Origin of the sequence: Janthinobacterium sp. 344 (assembly GCF_900112025.1) — a bacterium.
In the GTDB taxonomy this organism is placed as follows: Bacteria; Pseudomonadota; Gammaproteobacteria; order Burkholderiales; family Burkholderiaceae_D; genus Janthinobacterium.
Map to the genome: position 1 here is coordinate 349514 of NZ_FOKL01000002.1, position 18528 is coordinate 368041.

General features: G+C 65.2%; 20 protein-coding genes. 6 read left to right on the top strand and 14 right to left on the bottom strand.

What is annotated here, in order from left to right; all coding sequences use genetic code 11:
• Nucleotides 1–300 precede the first annotated feature (300 nt).
• Nucleotides 301–603 (top strand): HNH endonuclease, encoded by a 303-nt coding sequence (locus BM193_RS07770; RefSeq protein WP_092798390.1) that lies wholly within the window; start codon nt 301–303, stop codon nt 601–603.
• 224 nt (nt 604–827) lie between these two features.
• Here the strand turns inward: BM193_RS07770 and BM193_RS07775 are convergent, their stop codons facing one another.
• The gene (locus tag BM193_RS07775) at nt 828–1070 is read right to left on the bottom strand and encodes a hypothetical protein (protein WP_092798389.1); all 243 of its coding nucleotides are present in this window, start codon (nt 1068–1070) and stop codon (nt 828–830) included.
• 469 nt (nt 1071–1539) lie between these two features.
• Here BM193_RS07775 and BM193_RS07780 point away from each other — a divergent pair, with 469 nt between their 5' ends.
• From BM193_RS07780 to BM193_RS07790, 3 genes are all read left to right on the top strand, one after another.
• Nucleotides 1540–2289 (top strand): hypothetical protein, encoded by a 750-nt coding sequence (locus tag BM193_RS07780; protein WP_092798388.1) that lies wholly within the window; start codon nt 1540–1542, stop codon nt 2287–2289.
• 3 nt (nt 2290–2292) lie between these two features.
• Entirely contained in the window at nt 2293–2535 is a 243-nt protein-coding gene (locus tag BM193_RS07785; protein ID WP_092798387.1) for an Imm32 family immunity protein, read from the top strand.
• A gap of 64 nt (nt 2536–2599) precedes the next feature.
• Entirely contained in the window at nt 2600–3544 is a 945-nt protein-coding gene (locus BM193_RS07790) for an SMP-30/gluconolactonase/LRE family protein (RefSeq protein WP_175533196.1), read from the top strand.
• A 99-nt stretch (nt 3545–3643) separates the two neighbouring features.
• Here the strand turns inward: BM193_RS07790 and BM193_RS07795 are convergent, their stop codons facing one another.
• A complete protein-coding gene (locus BM193_RS07795) occupies nt 3644–4711 on the bottom strand; it encodes an SDR family oxidoreductase (protein ID WP_092798571.1) in 1068 nt (355 codons plus the stop codon).
• Nucleotides 4712–4807: 96 nt separating this feature from the next.
• Between BM193_RS07795 and BM193_RS07800 the strand changes: the two genes are divergently transcribed.
• Complete coding sequence (locus tag BM193_RS07800) at nt 4808–5719, top strand: LysR family transcriptional regulator (protein WP_092798386.1); 912 nt, start codon at nt 4808–4810, stop codon at nt 5717–5719.
• Between the two features lie 19 nt (nt 5720–5738).
• Here BM193_RS07800 and BM193_RS07805 read toward each other — a convergent pair whose 3' ends face one another.
• The 12 genes from BM193_RS07805 to BM193_RS07860 form a co-directional block, all read right to left on the bottom strand.
• A complete protein-coding gene (locus BM193_RS07805) occupies nt 5739–6701 on the bottom strand; it encodes an ABC transporter substrate-binding protein (protein WP_092832267.1) in 963 nt (320 codons plus the stop codon).
• Nucleotides 6702–6755: 54 nt separating this feature from the next.
• Nucleotides 6756–7730, bottom strand: a complete 975-nt coding sequence (locus tag BM193_RS07810) for an ABC transporter permease (protein ID WP_092798384.1) — start codon at nt 7728–7730, stop codon at nt 6756–6758.
• Nucleotides 7731–7735: 5 nt separating this feature from the next.
• Nucleotides 7736–9280 (bottom strand): sugar ABC transporter ATP-binding protein, encoded by a 1545-nt coding sequence (locus BM193_RS07815; protein WP_254785951.1) that lies wholly within the window; start codon nt 9278–9280, stop codon nt 7736–7738.
• Between the two features lie 76 nt (nt 9281–9356).
• Nucleotides 9357–10223 carry a fumarylacetoacetate hydrolase family protein gene (locus BM193_RS07820; protein ID WP_092798382.1) on the bottom strand — a complete coding sequence of 289 codons (867 nt, stop codon included), beginning with the start codon at nt 10221–10223 and terminating at the stop codon, nt 9357–9359.
• 188 nt (nt 10224–10411) lie between these two features.
• Nucleotides 10412–11167: an SDR family oxidoreductase gene (locus BM193_RS07825; protein ID WP_092798381.1), complete on the bottom strand. Its 756-nt coding sequence runs from the start codon at nt 11165–11167 to the stop codon at nt 10412–10414.
• A gap of 76 nt (nt 11168–11243) precedes the next feature.
• The gene (locus BM193_RS07830; RefSeq protein ID WP_092798380.1) at nt 11244–11573 is read right to left on the bottom strand and encodes an L-rhamnose mutarotase; all 330 of its coding nucleotides are present in this window, start codon (nt 11571–11573) and stop codon (nt 11244–11246) included.
• 42 nt (nt 11574–11615) lie between these two features.
• Nucleotides 11616–12446, bottom strand: coding sequence for an amidohydrolase family protein (locus BM193_RS07835; RefSeq protein WP_175533197.1), 831 nt, complete (start codon nt 12444–12446; stop codon nt 11616–11618).
• Entirely contained in the window at nt 12443–13477 is a 1035-nt protein-coding gene (locus BM193_RS07840; protein ID WP_092798569.1) for an aldo/keto reductase, read from the bottom strand. The genes BM193_RS07835 and BM193_RS07840 overlap by 4 nt, the downstream gene beginning before the upstream one ends.
• 10 nt (nt 13478–13487) lie before the next feature.
• A complete protein-coding gene (locus tag BM193_RS07845) occupies nt 13488–14711 on the bottom strand; it encodes a UxaA family hydrolase (RefSeq protein ID WP_175533198.1) in 1224 nt (407 codons plus the stop codon).
• Nucleotides 14708–15040 carry a UxaA family hydrolase gene (locus tag BM193_RS07850; RefSeq protein WP_092798379.1) on the bottom strand — a complete coding sequence of 111 codons (333 nt, stop codon included), beginning with the start codon at nt 15038–15040 and terminating at the stop codon, nt 14708–14710. The genes BM193_RS07845 and BM193_RS07850 overlap by 4 nt, the downstream gene beginning before the upstream one ends.
• A 28-nt stretch (nt 15041–15068) precedes the next feature.
• Nucleotides 15069–15986 (bottom strand): GntR family transcriptional regulator, encoded by a 918-nt coding sequence (locus tag BM193_RS07855; protein WP_092798378.1) that lies wholly within the window; start codon nt 15984–15986, stop codon nt 15069–15071.
• A gap of 131 nt (nt 15987–16117) precedes the next feature.
• Entirely contained in the window at nt 16118–17128 is a 1011-nt protein-coding gene (locus tag BM193_RS07860; protein WP_092798567.1) for a zinc-binding alcohol dehydrogenase family protein, read from the bottom strand.
• Between the two features lie 339 nt (nt 17129–17467).
• Between BM193_RS07860 and BM193_RS07865 the strand changes: the two genes are divergently transcribed.
• Entirely contained in the window at nt 17468–18499 is a 1032-nt protein-coding gene (locus BM193_RS07865) for a MerR family transcriptional regulator (RefSeq protein ID WP_092798377.1), read from the top strand.
• Nucleotides 18500–18528 lie beyond the last annotated feature (29 nt).

The following is an 18528-nucleotide window of genomic DNA, read 5'->3' on the forward strand; positions in this document are numbered from 1 at the left end:
GGGGGGGCGGCGGGGCCGTCGGCGACCGCAGCCCTGCGCCGCAACACCGGATTGCACTTGCAAGCGCAACCCTCTCCGATTCATTTGGCCAGCTCTTGCGCCGCAGATGGTTTTCCCTCACGACAATATCGATGCCTCAAGCCGCGTCCGAAGGGCAGACCCGCCCCTCGCCCGTGACTCGCCCGCTCGTTCGGTCTCGAATAGTCAACCCCACAAATGAACTTTCATGCAACATTCCGGAAAAATGGACAAATGGACAAATGATATAGTGGCGGAAATGTATAACTGAAAGAAACAGCCATGAAAAACGACACAAGCGCTCGCCCGCAAGCCCCCCAGGCACCAGCCAGGCTCAGCAAAGGGGACTTCGTCACCGCACTGCGCAAGCTGCTGCAAGAGGAAGCCAAAGCCGGCAAGACCAGCGTGGACGTACGCGCTGCGAACCTGCACACCGACGTGGGCGTCTATCCGGCGCGCGGCCACTCGATGCCGACCTGCTGTACGGTAATGTATGAAGAGATGCTGCCCGGCGACGAGATACTGCTGACGCCATCCGGCGGCAAAGGACCTACGCTGCTGATACGCTATCAACTCCCGCGCTGAGAAGCGCAGTCTTAAACTACGGGTGGCGATTCGGAGCGCGCATCGGCGCCGTCCGCTCCCACCGCAAGGCGCAGCGCATGATTGCCGGGCACAGTGGCCGGGCAACGGTTGCTCAGCGTGGATTCCATATCGTCAGCAGCGGCCATGGCGCAGCCCGGCCTAAGCATGGATGCTGGCATGACAATGCGTCTGTTTTTCCATGCAAGCATCAGGCCCGTGAAGCGCTACCGCCTGCTCAATGGCACATACTCCCCCGGCAACCCCGCCACCTCCAGCGCATCGGCAAATGCCAATAAGAATTTCGCCGCGCCATGCTCGGACACCAGCAGCGATGCGCCCTTGTGGCGCAGCAGCTTCAGCACTTCCTGCTGATGCGCCTGGTATTCGCCGGAGCTGCCGTAGAAGGTCTGATACATCTCCAAGGTTTCCATGGCCTTGGCGGCCAAGATGAATTCGGGCTTTTCCATGATGTCTCCTCGTTGTCGTTGCTACCAATGAATGCCAAAACCACGAAAAAATCCAGTCACGCCAGCAGCGGAGGCCACGGCCGCAGCCGCAGCCGATACTGTGCACGCAGGCAGCCGTCGAACCACGCAAAGGCGCGCGCGGGTGGCGCTGCGGCACGCGATGCCGGTGGCGGGCGGGCCGCCTTGCGGCAGCCACATCTCTGCTTGCATCATACGCTTGAACGCATCCATTGCGCCGTCCAATCGTGCGTCCTCGGCTTTCGCCCCGCCATCGCCGCCCATGGCCACCAGGCGGGCACAGTATAGAGAGCGCGGTCTTCACGAGGCGGCACATCCCTGGCATGGGCCGCCATGCATCCATCGTTCCTCCACACAGCATAGTTCATCAGCCCGCCCACACAGTTGCGCGCGCTAGCCGTATGGCCAAGCGCATGGCATCATGCGCGCTGCCCATTCACTCTAGCGACACATGGACCCATATCACTTCCTGGTAGGCGAATTCAAGAAAGATACCGCCTTTGATCCCGCTGCCGCCAGCGCCCAGCTGTTCGCCTGGTTCGCGCAGATCGGCGAACCCGTCGAGCGCTACGGCAACCGGCGCGGCAAGATCGTCAAGTTCTCACAGCGAAATTACGAGAAGATGCTGTTCGCGCCAGAGACCGACGGCATCTGTCTGCTTTCGCCGCGTATCGTGCCGCCCGACGAAGCTGACGAGGCCGTCAACTGCGACGCGCAAGCCATCTATGCGTCGCGCTCGCCGCTCATGCTGTCCATACACGCCGGCAAGCTTGCGCTGGCGCCGTTGTTCGACGGAGCACGGGCCATACCCGGCCTGTTCGAGCATTGCGAGTATCTGTACTGCTACGCTGAAACGCAGGGCTATGGCACCGGCTACGCACTCGGCTACCGGCAGCTCGATGAGGCCCATCCGATGACCTTTGGCATTCCTTGCCCCGCAAATAACTGGGCCGCCATCCAGCGGCGCGGCCAGGAAGACGCGCACCTGCGCGATGTGTATGCCATCAATGGTTTCACGCAAGCCAAACTGGACGCGCTGCCGCCCGCGCGCCGGCAAGCGCTACGCGACGCGATGCTGGCAGATGGCCGCTGCGAAGCGCATGGCGCCTGGACCTTCTGGTACCTGCCCCCCGAGGAACTGGAAGCGGCCCGCGCCGCGCTGAACGCGCACGCCATGCTGGGCGCGTACATCAACAATTGACCCATGCGCCCCCACCTTTCCCTGCATTGCTACTTGCAAGACACGCCGTCCGAGCAAGCGCTGCCCTGCTCCGACGTGACCATCCACGCCGACCCGGCCACCCTGCGCGCCATCGCCCATTTTCTGCTGGCCAGCGCCGATACGTTTGATCAGGCGCAGGAGCGCGCCGGCATGCACGCGCATCTGCAGGATGCATGGCCGGACTGGCAGGACGACTTCCCCGACCTGGTCGTGGTGGCCGCCTAGATTGGCGCCCCGGCCGCCCCACGTCGGGTAACATACGCCACCTTCGCCTCACAGAGAACACCAGATGCCCCATTCCCGATACGCCCTGCCGTGGCTGCGCGCGGCCCTGCTGGCCATGCCGCTGGCCACCCTGTCCGCCTGCGCCAGCCCGCCCGCGCACGAAGCGCTGTTCCTCGCCACCACCCTGACGGCACCGCATTCCTTCACCAAGGGTATCGAAGGCCCGGCCGTGGATGCGGATGGCAATATTTATGCCGTCAACTTCGCGCGCCAGCAAACCATCGGCAAGGTGCGTCCGGACGGCAGCGGCGAAGTGTGGCTGACCTTGCCCGGCACCAGCATCGCCAACGGCATCCGCTTCGGCAGCCGTGGCCAGATGTATCTGGCCGACTACATGGAACACACGATCTACCTGGTCGATCCGGCCACCCGCGCATTGACCATCCACGCGCGCGAACCGCGCATGACGCAGCCCAACGATATCGCCATCACGCGGGACGACGTGCTGTATGCGAGCGATCCGAACTGGAAGGAAAACACGGGCCGCGTGTGGCGCATCGCCCAGGACGGCACAGTGACCCTGGCGCTCGACACCATGGGCACGGCCAACGGCATCGAAGTGAGTCCCGACGGCAAGACCCTGTACGTGAATGAAAGCGTGCAGCGCAATATCTGGGCCTACGACATCGAAGCGGACGGTAGCTTGACGGGCAAGCGCCTGCTGATCAAGTTCGACGATTTCGGCATGGACGGCATGCGCGTGGACGTCGACGGCAACCTGTACGTGACGCGCTATGGCAAGGCCAGCGTCGTCAAGCTGTCGCCGCAGGGACGCATCCTGCGCGAGATCAGCGTGCCAGGCGCCAAGCCCAGCAACATCACCTTCGGCGGCCCCGATGGCCGCACGGCCTACGTGACGGAAGTGGTGCAGGGACGCTTGCTGCAATTTCGCGTCGACCGGCCGGGCCTGGAATGGCAGCGGGCGCAGGAACGCCGCAAGCCGGAATAGAGCTGGCGTCGGATTACGACCTATACGCAAGCGCAATGGCCGGGCAGGTCGGATGAGCGCGCAGCGCGTCATCCGACAGCGTGGCTGGCCGCGACAGGGTCAGCGGGGAATCACGCGCTCCGCCTTCAGCTTCTCGAACAGCTTGAAGAAAGCATCGGGCGTATCCTGGTAATCGAGGAAACCGGCCTTGCGGCTCTTGCCCATGTCCGTCATGACTTCCATCGGCCGTCCCAGGTCGGCGTCCGTATGCCACCATGAGGCGAGGTGGCCGATGTCGGGTTCCACCAGCTGATGCTGTTCGGCGATAGCGCGCCATTGCGCCGGCGCGTCCTGCATGCGCTCCGCCAGGGGCGCCATCGTCTCCGGCATGTCCACCGCCACGACGCCGAAATATGCGGCCAGGCGCGGCCACAGCCACTTCCAGCGGAAGACGTCGCCGTTGACGATATTAAAATCCTCGTTGCGCGCGCAAGGGCTGTCCGCCGCCCATGCCAGGTGGCGCGCGATCTGGCCCGCGTCCGTCACGTCGGACAAGCCATGCCACTGCGCTGACGAACCGGGGAAGACGAAAGGCTGGCCGCTGGCCTTGCACAGGTTGGCGTACACGGCCAGGGTCAGTCCCATGTTCATGGCGTTGCCCAGCGCGTAGCCGATGATGGTGTGCGGGCGGTGCACGCTCCACGTAAAGCCATATTGCGCGGCGGCCGCGAACAGGCGGTCTTCCTGTTCGTAGTAAAAATTCTCCACCTCCTGGCGGCCCTGCTCTTCGCGGAACGGCGTCACGGGCACCGCCCCCTTGCCGTACGCGTCGAACGGTCCCAGGTAGTGCTTGAGGCCAGTCACCAGCGCCGCGTGGCGCACGTGGCCCTGTGGTCCCAGCGCGGCCAGCACGTTGGCCACCATGGCGCCGTTGACGCGGATGTTTTCCTGCTCGCTGGCCTGGCGCGCCCACGCCGTGAAGAAGACGTGGCTGGCGTCCAGGTCCGCCAGCGCGGCGGTGACAGCCGCGCCATCCGTCGCATCGAGCTGCAATGCGGTACAGCCGGCCGGCACGGGCGTGCGGCCGCGCGAGACGCCCGTGACCCGCCAGCCTTGCGCCAGCAGATGGCTGGCCAGGTTGCTGCCGATGACGCCGCTGGCGCCGATGATGAGGGCGTGGTTTTGCATGAAGGGGGCCTCCAAAAGAAAAACCCATCATATCCGCGACGAGAATTCTTATCCACGATAGTATTTCACCTTATTCGTGAAAAAAATTCTTCAATCATGTTTTCATCGGAACATCTCAAAGGCATCACGCCGTTTCTCGCCACGGCGGACGCGGGCAGTTTTACCAGGGCGGCCGAGCGATTGCACCTGAGCAGTTCGGCCGTCAGCAAGAGCGTGGCGCGGCTGGAGGAGCGGCTGGGCGTGCTGCTGTTCGAGCGCAGCACGCGCCGCCTGAAGCTGAGCGAGGCGGGCCGCGCCTACTACGCCACCTGCAAGCGCGTGCTGCAGGAACTGGCGGACGCGGAAGACGTGCTGGCCGAACACGCGACGGAACTGGCGGGCAAGGTGCGCATCGGCGTGCCCGCCTCGTATGGCCGGCTGCGCGTGATGCCGGCGCTGCTGGAGCTGTGCGCGCAGTATCCGAAGTTGCAGCCGTCGATCGCCTTCAGCGACCGCTTCGTCGACCTGTTCGAGGAGCGCATCGATATCGCCGTGCGCATCGGCGCGCCATCGCACTGGCCTGCCGCGCTGGGCCAGATGCAGCTGGGCGCGGAACGCCTGATCCTGTGCGCGGCGCCCGCCTACCTGGCGCGGCGCGGCACGCCCGCCTCCATCGCGGAACTGGAGCGGCACGACTGCATCGCCTACGGCCGCGGCGACGGCTCGCCCATGCCGTGGGTCTTTCCCGGCGATGAACATGGCGGCCAGCTGGAATACCGCGTGGCCGCGCCGCGCATGACGGTGGGCGACGCCGAGGCGCGCACGGCCGCCGTGCTGGCGGGCCTGGGCGTGGCGCAGCTGGCTACCTGGCTGGTGGAAGAATACCTGGCATCAGGCGCCATCGTGGCCGTGCTGCCGCAGCTGGCCACGCCAGGCTTGCCGCTGTACCTGGCATGGCCGCTGGCGCGCCAGCTGACGCCGAAGACGGGCACCCTGCTGCAGGAATTGCGCCAGCGCCTGACGATCTGAGGATGTGAAAACCTGAAAATCAATACAGCACGTTCTTCGCTTCCGGCAGGTCGACATTCGCCTTGGTGACGATGACCACGCCCGTGTTGACGAACGGCGCCACCTTCTTGCCTTCGATCAGGCTGACCACCGTTTTCACGCCCAGCGCGCCCATCGAATACGAACCCTGCACGGCGGTCGCGTACAGGATGCCGTCCTTGACGAAGTTCTTCAGGTCCTCGTTGCCGTCAAAACCCACGGCGATCACCTTACCCGCCTTGCCGGCCTGCGCGATGGCGCGGCCCATGCCCACCGCCGTCGGCTCGTTGGCGCCGAAAATGCCCTTCAGGTCAGGGTTCGATGCCAGCACGTCGGTGGTCTGGTTCAGCGCCGTGGCCATCTGCGACTGCGAGTAATACGTGCCGACGATCTGCAGCTGCGAGTTCTTTTCGATGTAGCGCTTGAAGCCGCCCACCCTGCCCGTTTCGGAACCGGCGCCGGCCACGTACGACATCACGGCGATCTTGCCCGTTTTGCCCACTTGCGAGATCAGCGCCTTGGCGCTTTGCTCGCCCGCCGCCTCATTATCGGTCGACAGGAAGGACTGGTAATAACGCTTGCCGCTGTCGGCCACCAGCGAATCGATCAGCACCACGGGGATCTTCGCTTCCCACGCCTTTTTCAGGGCCGGCACCAGCGCGTCCGGGTCCGAGGCGGCCAGCACGATGCCCGCCACCTTGCGCGTGACGGCGTTTTCCACCATGCTGACCTGGTCGGCGATGGCCGATTCCGACGCCGGTCCCTGGAACGTCATGGTATAGCCCTTGGCATCGGCGGCGCTGGCCGACGCGCCCTTCTTCACGTTCTGCCAGTAGTTCGAGTTGGTGGTCTTGACGATCACCGCGATCTCTCCCGGCGCGGCCACGGCGGCGCTGCTGCCCAGGGCAAATGCCGCGGTCAACAGGCCGAGCAGGATGGTGTTGAAGGCTTGGATGGTTTTCATTGTCGTCCTCATTTAATTTTAGATTTATGGGTGTGACTGCGTTGCTGCACTGCCTCAGGCGCGGTTGCGCTTCTGATCGATCCAGACGGTCAGCAGGATGACCAGTCCGATAATGATTTGCTGGATAAAGCTCGACACGCCGTTCATGTTCAGGCCATTGCGCAGGATGCCGATGACGAAGGAGCCGATGACGGTGCCGGAAATGGTGCCGATGCCGCCGATCAGCGAGGCGCCGCCGATCACGGCGCTGGCGATCGCATCGAGTTCATACATCACGCCTTCGTTCGGCTGCGCCGTCACCAGGCGCGACATCAGCACGCAGCCGGTCAGGCCGGACAAGGCGCCCGACAGGGTGTACACCAGCAGGGTGACGCGGCCCACCTTCACGCCGGACAGGCGGGCCGCCTCGGCGTTCGAGCCGACGGCGTAGATATGCCGGCCAAAGGTGGTGCGGCTGAGCATGATGGACACGGCCACGGCGATCACCACCATCAGCACCACCGGGTACGGAATGCCGGGAAAGACGACCTCGGGAAACGTGCCGCCCGTGTCGCGCTCGATGCGCCACAACACGCCATTACCCAGTTCGCCGAACGATTCGCCCAGGCCCGAGATGGCGCGCGCGCCCGTCACCTGCAAGGCCAGGCCGCGCGCGATCAGCATCATGCCCAGGGTGGCGATGAAGGGCGGCAGCTTCAATTGCGTGATGCAAAAGCCGTTCACGGCGCCGCACATGGCGCCCACCACGATGCCGCCCAACATGGCGACGGGCACGGGCACGCCGCTTTTCACCAGCAGCGCGGCGGCCACGCCGGCCAGCGCCAGCACGGAGCCGGAACTGAGGTCGATGCCGCCCGTGATGATGACGCAAGTGGCGGCGATGCCCAGGTAGGCGATCGACGTCACCTGCAGGGCCACGCTCATGCCGTTGCTGACGGAGAAAAAGGCGTCGCTGGTCAGCGAGAACACCAGCAGCAGCAGGGACAGGCTGCCCAGCGCGGCGAATTTTTGGATCAGTTCTTTGTTCATTATTCTCAGCTTTCTGTTTGTGGGACTGCCGCCTGGCCCAGCGTGGGACTGGCTATGCGCCCCGAGGCGAGATGCATGATTTCTTCCTGCGACGATTCACGCGTGTTGACAATGCCGCTGATGCGCCCTTCGTGGAACACGGCCACCCTGTCCGTCATGCCCATGATCTCGGGCAGTTCGGAGGTGATCAGCACCACGCCGATGCCTTCCGAGGCGAGCTTGTCGAGCAGCTGGTAGATGGCGAACTTGGCGCCCACGTCGATGCCGCGCGTCGGTTCGTCGAAGAAGATGATTTTCGATTCGCGGTACAGCCATTTGCTGATGACGATCTTTTGCTGGTTGCCGCCCGACAGATTGCGCGCGATCTGCCGGGAGTTCGGCGTCTTGATGCCCAGCGCCGCGATGTACTGCCTGGCCACCGCTTCCTCTTTGGCGAAATCGATGAAGCCGAAGCGGTTGGCCAGCGCCGAGACATTCGTCAGGGTCAGGTTCGCCGCCACCGACATGCGCACCGCCAGGCCATGGCTCTTGCGGTCTTCCGACAGATAGGCGATGCCGTGGCCGATGGCGTCGATCGGGCTGCCGATGCTGATGGCCGCATCGCCCAGGTGGATCGCGCCGCCGGTGAGCGGATCGGCGCCAAAGATGGCGCGCGCCACCTCCGTGCGCCCGGCGCCCATCAGGCCGGAAAAGCCGAGGATCTCGCCGCGCCGCAGGTCAAAGCTCAGCGGCCCGAAGACATCCTTGCGGTGCAGGTCCGTCACGCGCAGCAGCACATCGCCGGTCGGCTGCGATACGCGCTCGGGAAATTTCTCGTCGAGCGTGCGGCCCACCATGTTGGCCACGATGGCGTCGAGCGTGGTGGCGGAAAAATCGTCGGTGCAGACGAATTTCCCGTCGCGCAGCACCGTCACCCTGTCGATGATGTGCTGCATTTCCTCGAGCCGGTGCGAGATGTAGACCACGCTCACGCCGTTGCGTTTCAATTCATTGATGATGTCGAACAGCTGCCCCGTCTCGCTTTCCGTCAGCGAGGACGTGGGTTCATCCATGATCAGCACTTCCGTCTTGAGCGACAGCGCCTTGGCGATTTCCACCATCTGCTGCTGCGCGCAGGACAGGTTTTTTACCAGCTGGCGCGGGTCGATGCGCAGCTTGAGGCGGTCCAGCAGGGCTTGCGCATCGGCGCGCATTTTCTTGCGGTCGATGAAGATGCCGCGCACGGGTTCGCGCGACAGGAAGATGTTTTCCGCCACGCTCAGGTGCGGAATCAGGTTCAGTTCCTGGTGAATGATGGCGATGCCGGCCGCTTCCGCGTCCACGCTGCAGGAAAAACTGCACACCTTGCCCTTGTAGACCAGTTCCCCCTCGTCGGCCTGGTACACGCCGCTCATCACCTTCATCAGGGTGGATTTGCCGGCGCCGTTCTCGCCGCACAGCGCGTGCGCCTCGCCCTTGCGCAGGCTGAAGCTGACGCTGTCCAGCGCCAGCACGCCGGGAAAGCGCTTGCTCACCTTGTTCAGCGCGAGTATCTCTTCGGATTGATGCATCGTGTCTCCTCCACTGCGATAAGCCGGCGCGCCCATGTCTGGGCATGTTGCGTGGCGCGCCGGTCAGGTGCCGCTGTCAGCCGTCGATCAATTGCGGATTCCAGGCATGCACCGTCTGCCGCTGTTCACCGAGGCCGTCGATCCCCAGGCGCATGGTGTCGCCCGGCTTCAGGTACACGGCCGACGGCTTCTGGCCCATGCCCACGCCGGGCGGCGTGCCCGTGCTGATGATGTCGCCCGGGTACAGGGTCATGAAGCGGCTGATGTAGCTGACCAGGCTGGCCACGCCGAAGACCATGGTGCGCGTATTGCCATCCTGGACCCGCTTGCCGTTCACTTCCAGCCACAGGCCCAGGTCTTGCGGGTCCGCCACCTCGTCGCTGGTGACGAGCCACGGGCCGACCGGGCCGAAGGTGTCGCAGCCCTTGCCCTTGTCCCACTGGCCGCCCCGCTCCAGCTGGTACTCGCGTTCGGACAGGTCGTTCACCACGCAGTAGCCGGCCACGTGCGACAGCGCGTCTTCTTCGCTGACATAGCGCGCGGTGCTGCCGATGACGACGCCCAGCTCCACTTCCCAGTCGCTCTTGCCCGATTCCTTTGGCAGCACCACGGCGTCGTTGGCGCCGATGACGGCGCTGCTGGCCTTCATGAACAGCACCGGTTCAAACGGCACCGCCATGCCCGATTCGGCCGCGTGGTCGGCGTAGTTCAAGCCCACGCAGATGAACTTGCCCAATCCCTTCCAGGGCGGCGCGATGCGCCCCGGATGGTCCACCACCGGCAGGCTGCCGACATCCAGGGCGGCCAGGCTCGCCAGGCCCTCCTTGCCAAGCGTGGCCGCGGTGATATCGGCCAGCACGCCGGACAGGTCGCGCACGGCGCCATCCGCATCGATCAGTGCCGGTTTTTCCGCGCCCTTGGCGCCATAACGCATCAGTTTCATGATTAAACTTTCAAGTAAATATCAAACAACATAAAAAGTTCGCTAGCAATCAGGCCCGCGCCTTCACGACACCCGGCAAAACCGTAGCGAGCGGAAGCGAGATGTGGCCGAGAAGCGCAGCTGTACGAATGTACAGTGAGCATCGCAAGCCGCATATCGCGACGCGCAGTAGGTTTGGTCGGGTGTCCTTAGTTGGACCAGCCGCCGTCAATGACGTGCACCATGCCGGTGGTGAAAGCCGATTCGTCGGAAGCCAGGTAGACGGCCAGCGCGGCGATTTCCGTGGCGCGGCCCACGCGGCCCATGGGCTGGCGCGCCACGAAGGCGGCCTGCACGTCAGCGATGCTGGCGCCGGTCGCCGCCGCCTGCGCGGCGATGCGCTCCTGCAGCGATGGCGATTCGATGGTGCCGGGGCAGATGGCGTTGCAGCGGATGCCGCGCGTGACGAAGTCCGCCGCCACCGACTTGGTCATGCCCACCACGGCCGCCTTGGTGGTGCCGTAAATAAAGCGGTTCGGCGCCCCTTTCACGCTCGACGCCACCGACGCCATGTTGACGATGGAGCCGCCGCCCCTGGCCAGCATGCCGGGCAGCACGGCGCGCATCAGCCGGTACATGGAGCGGGCGTTGATCTCGAAGGATCGCTCCCAGGCCGCCTCGTCGCAGTCGAGGATGCTGCCGCCATCGACAAACCCCGCGCAATTGAACAGGATGTCGACGTCGCCGATGTCGTGCACCAGCGCGCTGATCGCCGCGCCATCGGTGACGTCGAGCCGGCGGATCGCGCATCCCGTCTGCTCCTTCAGCGCATCGAGCTGCGCCTGGTTGATATCCGTGGCGATCACGGTGGCGCCTTCGCGCACGAACGCTTCGGCCGTGGCGCGGCCGATGCCCTGGCCGGCGGCCGTCAGCAGGGCGGTTTTGCCTTGTAGTCTGGCGGTCATGTTGTCTCCTTTTATTTTTTAACCAAACACCTTAACTGCTGGGGTCAGACCCGGCGGGTCTGACCCCGGATTCTTGCTAAGCAAGGTAGAAAACCTGCTCCATCATCGCCCAGTGCTCGCCGTCGGCGCGCGAGGCCAGGGGCAGCTGGCATGGAGCGCAAAAGGTCCACCAGCGCTGCGTTTCCGGATCGGCGGCGATGGCCGCCATGTCGGCCTCAAAATCCTTGCCGTGATATTCCCAGTAAGCGAACAGCAGGTTTTCCGGCTCGCGCAAAAAGATCGAATAATTGCCGACATGCGCCGCCGACAGCTTGGCCAGCACCTGCGGCCAGACGGCGGCGTGCAGGGTCTTGTATTCGGCGATGCGGTCCGGCGCAATGCCGATGACCATGCCCATTCTTTGCATTGCGACTCCTTTCTATTGGCGTCAGCCGACCAGCCAGCCACCTTATTCAAGCCCATAAAACCGGCAAGCATTGAGGCCGAAAATATCGTTCCTGTCCTGCTGGCCCAGATGCGTCAGCAGCGCCTCGCTGGCGGCCAGCCAGGCCGCATAGCCGCCGGCCAGGTCGACCACCGGCCAGTCGCTGCCCCAGATCACGCGCCGGGCGCCGAACACGTCCAGCACATGCGCGACATACGGGCGCAGCTCGTCCACATTCCAGCCGGGCCGCGCTTCCGTCACCAGCCCGGACAGCTTGCAGTGCACGTTCGGCAGCGCGGCCAGCTGCGCCATGTGTTCGCGCCAGTGGCCAAAGACTGCGTCGGCAATCGGCGGCTTGGCCGCATGGTCGATCACGATGGCAAGCGATGGATAGGCAAGCGCGCACTGCAGCAGCGCCGGCAAGTGGCGCGGCAGCACCAGCGCGTCGAGCCGCAAGCCGTGTGCCGCCATGGCCCTCAACGCCGGCGCCAGCGCGGGATCGGCAATCCACTGCGCGTCATCGAGATCCTGCAGCATCGGGCGCAGGCCTTTCAGCTTGCGGTTGGATGCCAGGCGGGCAATCGCCGCCGGCGCCTCCATCGCCAGCAGATCGGTCCAGCCCACGACGGCACGGATAAAGCTGGTCTTTTCCGCCAGCGCCAGCAGGTAATCGGTATCGGCGGACGACGGCAGCGACTGCACCAGCACCGTGCCGGCGATGCCATGTTCGGCCAGCAGCGGCGCCAGGTCGTGCGGCGCGAAGTCGCGGTGGATGGCGGCCAAGGACGGCGGCGGCCAGGCGCCCGCGCGCGCGGCCAGCTGCCAGAAGTGCTGGTGGGCGTCGATGCGCATCATGCGGTGGCCGCCAGGAATGGCGCGCGCAGCGGCACGGGCGCGCGTTCATCGATGAGGCCCGCGCGCAGCAATGCCAGCCACAAGGCGTCGGGCAGCGGCGCGGCGAACCAGCCCAGGTTTTGCCGCAGCTGCGCCAGGTCCTGCCCGCCCGGGATGCACGACACCACGGCCGGATGGGCGAGCGGAAATTGCAGCGCGGCCGCCTGCAGCGGCACGCCGTACCTGCGGCAGACGAGGTCGAGCTGCGCGACGATTTCCAATATCTCGGCGGGCGCGTCGGCATAATTGAATTTGCCGTTCCCCGCCAGCACGCCCGAGTTGAACGGGCCGCCGATGACGATGGCGTTGCCCCGTTCGACGCACAGGTCCAGCAGCGGCGACAGCGCCTCCTGCTCCAGCAGGGTGTAGCGGCCGGCCAGCAAGGTGCAATCGAGGTCGAATTCCGCCATCGCCCGCAGAATCACGTCCGTCTCGTTGACGCCCAGGCCCACGGCCGCCACCTGCCCGCTGGCGCGCAGCGCGTCGAGCGCGCGAAAGCCGCCGCCCTGCGTCAGCTGGCGCCAGTAATGGCCATCGTTGGCGCCATGCGTCACCTTGCCGATATCGTGCACGAAAAGGATGTCGATGCGCTCGAGTCCCAGGCGCCGCAGGCTGTCGTCATGCGAGCGCAGGATGCCGTCGTAGGTGTAGTCGAAATGCGGACGGAAGGGCAGCGGCGCGGCAAAGCCGTCGGCGCCGGGCAGTACGCCTTCATCGGGCCGCATCAGCCGCCCCGCCTTGGTGCTGACGACGAACTGCTCGCGCGGCCGGCCGCGCAGCGCGGCGCCCAGGCGGCGTTCGGACAGCGTATAGCCGTAGAACGGCGCCGTATCGAAAAAGCGCACGCCCTCCTCCCAGGCGCCATCGAGCGTGGCGCGCGCCTGCGCCTCGCTGACAGGCTGGTACAAACCGCCCAGCGGGGCGCAGCCCATGCCGATGCATGGCAGGGACAGGCCGCCGCGCGGCAGGGTACGACGTTGTGTCACGTCCATCATGGCCACCTCAGGCAGCGCGCAGGGGAAAACAGCCTGGCCCCGCCGCGTCGAATTGTTTATACGTCAGCACGAATTCCTGGTGTCCCAGGTCTTCCGAGCGGCTCAGTTCACCGTTGGCGACATGCAGCACGGCGGCGACGATTTCGGCGCCCACTTCCTCCAGGGTCGCTTCGCCCGTGAGGATCTTGCCAGCGTTGACATCCATGTCGTCGGCCAGGCGCTCGAAGGTCTGCGGATTGGCGCACACCTTGATGACGGGCGAGATGGCCGAACCGACCACGGAGCCGCGCCCCGTGGTAAACAGGGTGATGTGCGCGCCGCAGGAAATGAGTTCGACGATTTCCGCGTTGTCCGAGACGTTCGGGAAGCCGAAGCGCGGCTCGCCGTCCGGCACCACGTCGAGCAGGTACAGGCCGCCGCCGGCCGGCTGGTCGCCCGGTTTCAATATGCCGACGATGGGCGAGGAGCCGCTCTTGGCGTAGGCGCCCAGCGATTTTTCCTCCTGCGTGGTCAGGCCGCCGTCCGCGTTCCCCGGCGAGAAGCTGCCGTGGCCCATGATGGTGTAGTAGCGCGCGGCCTTGGCCACCGTCTCGACGATCGCGTCGCCCAGCGCCGGGCTGACGGCGCGCCGCTGCATGTGGTATTCGCAGCCGACCAGTTCCCCCGTCTCCTCGAAGATGCACGGGCTGCCGGCGGCGATCAGGGTGTCGAAGGCCACGCCGACGGCGGGATTGGCGGTGATGCCGCTGGTGCTGTCGGAGCCGCCGCAGATGGTGGCGACCACCAGTTCATCGAGCGCCATCGGCACGCGGACCTGGCCCGCCAGGTGCTCCAGTGCCCAGCCTATCCATTCCACGCCGCTGCGCACGCTGGGGCGCGTGCCGCTGTTTTCCTGGATGGTGATGGTGTGCACGGGGCGCTCGCTGTCGGCCACCGCGCTGCTCAAGCCATACTTGTTGAAGCCTTCGCAGCCCAGCGACACCAGCAGCACGGCCCCCACGTTCGGGTGCGTCAGCAGGCGGCGCATCACCTGGTCCGCGTACTCATTCGGGAAGCAGCCCGTGAAGCCGATCAGGTGCACGGACTGGCCGGGAAAGGCATTGACCATCTGGCGCGCCACGTGGTGCGCGCATTCGACCATGTAGGCCACCACCACGATGTTGCGGATGCCCTTGCGGCCATCGGCGCGCAGGTAGCCCGACAAGGGCGGGTTTGTCAGGGGAGCGTTCATGGCGTGGCGTCCTTGTCCAGGAAATGGTGGCCGTCCTGGCCCAGGGTAAACGTGGGGATGTAATCGCTTGCCAGGTTGTGCGTATGGATATGTTCGCCGATGGCGACGGGCGCCGTGATGCTGCCGATCAGCGCGCCATAGCGCAGCACCTTGTCGCCCACGGCCAGCGCGCGGCGCGCCACCTTGTGGCCGATCTGGATATCCTGCGCCAGGGTCACGGCGGCGCCGTCGATGCTGACGCTGTCGCCGCGCCGCAGGGCCGTGCGGGCGATCAGGCAATTGTCGTCGGGCGACATCAGCAGCAGGCTCGGTGGCGTGGTGGCGCTCATGGACGCTCCCCCGCTGCCGCTGGCGTTGCTAGACGCCGGGCTGGGCCAGCTGTTCGCGCGTGATGATCGATTCGAGCATGGTGCTGCGCGAGGAATTGAGGTGCGACTTCATGCACTCGAGCGCCTTGGGCACGTCGTGCTCGGCCAGCGCCCGCAGGATCGCCAGGTGCTCCTGCACCGCATACTTGTTGCGGCCCTTTTCCTCGCCCTTGTCCCACTGGTAGTGATAGTGGAAGACAAACGAGACGATATCGTAGAAACCCTGGGCGAAGCGGTTGTTGAGCAGCCCGATCAAAAAGGTGTGGAACTCGCGGTCCAGCGCCGGAAACGCGTTGTGGCGCGTGTCGATCTTCGCCGCCAGCTTCTCGTGCTGGCGTATCAGGCGCGCCAGTTCCGCGTAGGCCGGATCGCCGGGCGGCAGGGTGGCGAATTGCTCCACGGCCGCCATCTCGAACATGCGCCGCATGTCGGCCAGCTCGGTGGCGAAGGAGCGGTCGAAGGCGCACAGGCGCCAGCCGCCGCGCGGCTTCTTTTCGATCAGGCCGAAGCGCGAAAAGCCGATCAGGAACTCGCGCACGCTGACGGTACTGGCGCCCGCCTCGCGCGCCAGCTCCGCTTCCGAAAACTCCGCGCCGGGCGGCATGTCGCGCTGGTACACGCGTTCCATCAGCACCTGCTGGATGCGCTCGGCGCCCGACTGCAACTCGGCGATGTCGAAGTAGTCGCCCGGTATCGGCTTGCGCAGCAAACGCCGTTCCGCCGGACTGCTGATCAGGCGCCGCGTGGACAGATACGCGATCGCGCTGCGCACCGCCGTGCGGCTGCCCTGGCAGATGGTCGTCAGGTACTGCTCCGTCGGCAGCATCTCGCCCACCGCGACATTCTCGGCGAGAAATTGCAGTAGCAGATTGGTGCTGCGCTTGAAGACGGTGGCGGGTTTTGACATGGAAGGGTGCGGGCGCTATGTCAGCGAAAGAGAAAGTGGAATGAGTTGGCATTTTAGTCGATATCGCGTGGAATCGGCACGCCGCTGCGGCATGGCGGCAAGCGCTCTGGCGGTGGGGAAGGTGGCGCATCTCAGACCTCGACGATGGCCTTGATGACGCCAGCCGACGGCTGCATCCAGTGTTCCAGCACGCCGGTAAACTCATCGAGCGTGGCGCGGTGCGTGTTGAGCAGCGCGGTGGGTACCCGCCCCGCCTTCATGGCCGCCACCACGTCCTCGAAATCCTCGGCCGTGGCATTGCGGCTGCCCAGCAAGGTGGTTTCGCGCTTGTGGAATTCGGGGTCGGAAAAGGACAGGCGATCGCGCACGATCGATACCAGCACATAGGCGCCGCCATGGGCAACGAAGTCCAGCCCCCGCTCCATGGCCGCGATATTGCCGGTGGCGTCAAACACCACGTCGAAAAATTCGCCGCCGGTGGCGTCCGACAGCAGCGCTGTGTCGCCGTCGCCCAGCGGCACCGTGCGGGCGATGCCCAGCGCCTCGCGGCAGAACTGCAGGCGGTCGGCGCGGCCATCGAGCACCGTCACGTCGGCGCCTTTCAACGATGCGAACAGCATCACGGCCATGCCGATGGGGCCAGCCCCCACCACCAGCACGCGCTTGCCCGCATCGACCGCGCCGCGCTTGACGGCATGCGCGCCGATGGCGAGAAATTCGATCATCGCCGCGTCGTCGAGCGAAATACCTTCCGTCCGGAAGACGAAGCGCTCGGGCAGCGCCAGGTATTCGCTCATGCCGCCGTCGCGGTGCACTCCCAGCACCTCGATGCGCGTGCAGCAGTTGGTCTTGCCCTGGCGGCAGGCGATGCACGTGCCGCAGGACAGGTACGGCATGACGTACACCTGGTCGCCCACGGCCAGGCGCGAGCCGGCCGGCGCGCTGGCCACGTGGCCGGACAGCTCATGGCCCATGACGCGCGGATAACTGAGAAAAGGCTGGGTGCCGCGGAAGATATGCATGTCGGTGCCGCAGATGCCGATGCGGCGGATGCGCAGCAGCACTTCACCGTCGGCCGGCACGGGCATGGGGCGCCGCTCCATGCGCAAACTGCCAGGCGTATCGCAAACGATACTTTTCATCATGGTCGTCTCTCTCGCCGTCCGGATCTTGCCGGCGGCATATTATATTTAACGTACAAACCAACTGTGAAAAAAATCCGTCTGCGCGGATTGTCTTTCCAGCCCTGCCAGTGGCGCGTCTTGCTGCGCCGCACAACGATCATGCCACCATGCCGCCCGGCCTGAACCTGTTTCTCTAGCTGCTGCCGTCGTTCGGTTTTATAAATATACCGTACAAAAAAATGAAGGTCAACGGATTCTTTTTCGGTTTTTTTCGGGCTCTCTGCTACATTCCTGCTTGACCCTGACCTTGCGTCAGGCGCCATCGTGGTAGCACGCACTGAGGACAAGGAGAAGGCGATGCTGTTGAAAATCGGTGAACTGGCCAGGCTCACGGGCCTGACCATCCGCACCCTGCACCACTACGACCGCATCGGCCTGCTCTCGCCTTCGGCGCGCACGCAAACTGGCTACCGCCTGTACCAGCACGGCGACATGGACCGGCTCCACCGGATCATGGCGCTGCGCAAATTCGGGCTGTCGCTGGCCGATATCGCCAATGCCCTCGCCGGCCCGGACCTGCCGCTGCATTCCATCGTGGCGCAGCAGATCGCCATGCTGGAACGCCAGATCGCGCAGGCTTCCACCCTGCGCGAGCGCCTGCTCGCCCTGCAGGCGCAACTGGCGCAAGGACAGGCACCGGAACTGGCCGAGTGGCTCACCACAATGGAGTTGATGACCATGTACGACAAATACTTTACCCCCGAAGAACTGCGGCAATTGCCGCTGCTGACAGATAGCGCCGTGGAACAGGAATGGAAGGCGCTCGTCGCCAGGGTGCGCGCGCTGCAGGCCACGGGCGCCGGCCCCGACGATGCGCCAGCGCAGGCGCTGGCGACGGAATGGATGGTCAAGCTGGTGCGCGACACGGGCGCCCACCCAGGCCTGTTCGCGCGCCTGAACGACATGCATGCGCAGGAGCCGTCCATGCAGCACACGACCAGCATCGATGCCGACTTGATGCGGTTCATCCTGGCCGCCTTCAACGCCTCGCGCATGGCGCTGTACAAACCCTTCCTCGATGAACGGGAATACGCCTACCTGGTGGCCAATTATGGCAAGCGCGCGGGCGAATGGCCGGCCCTGATCGCCGCCGTGCGCGCCGCCATGGATGCGCGCACGCCGCCCACGGATGCGGCCGTGCTGCAACTGGCGCGGCAGTGGCTGGAGCTGTTCCGCGCGTATGCGGGCACGGACCCTGCCACGCAGCTGAAATTTCGCCAGGCGCACCAGCAGGAACCGCGCTTGATGCAAGGCAGCTTCGTCGATGGGGCCATGCTGCAATACCTGGGCGCGGCGATGGCCGTGGTGGCGCAGGAAAAGCCGGCATAGCAGCGGACGTGCGGCGCGTACCGGCGATG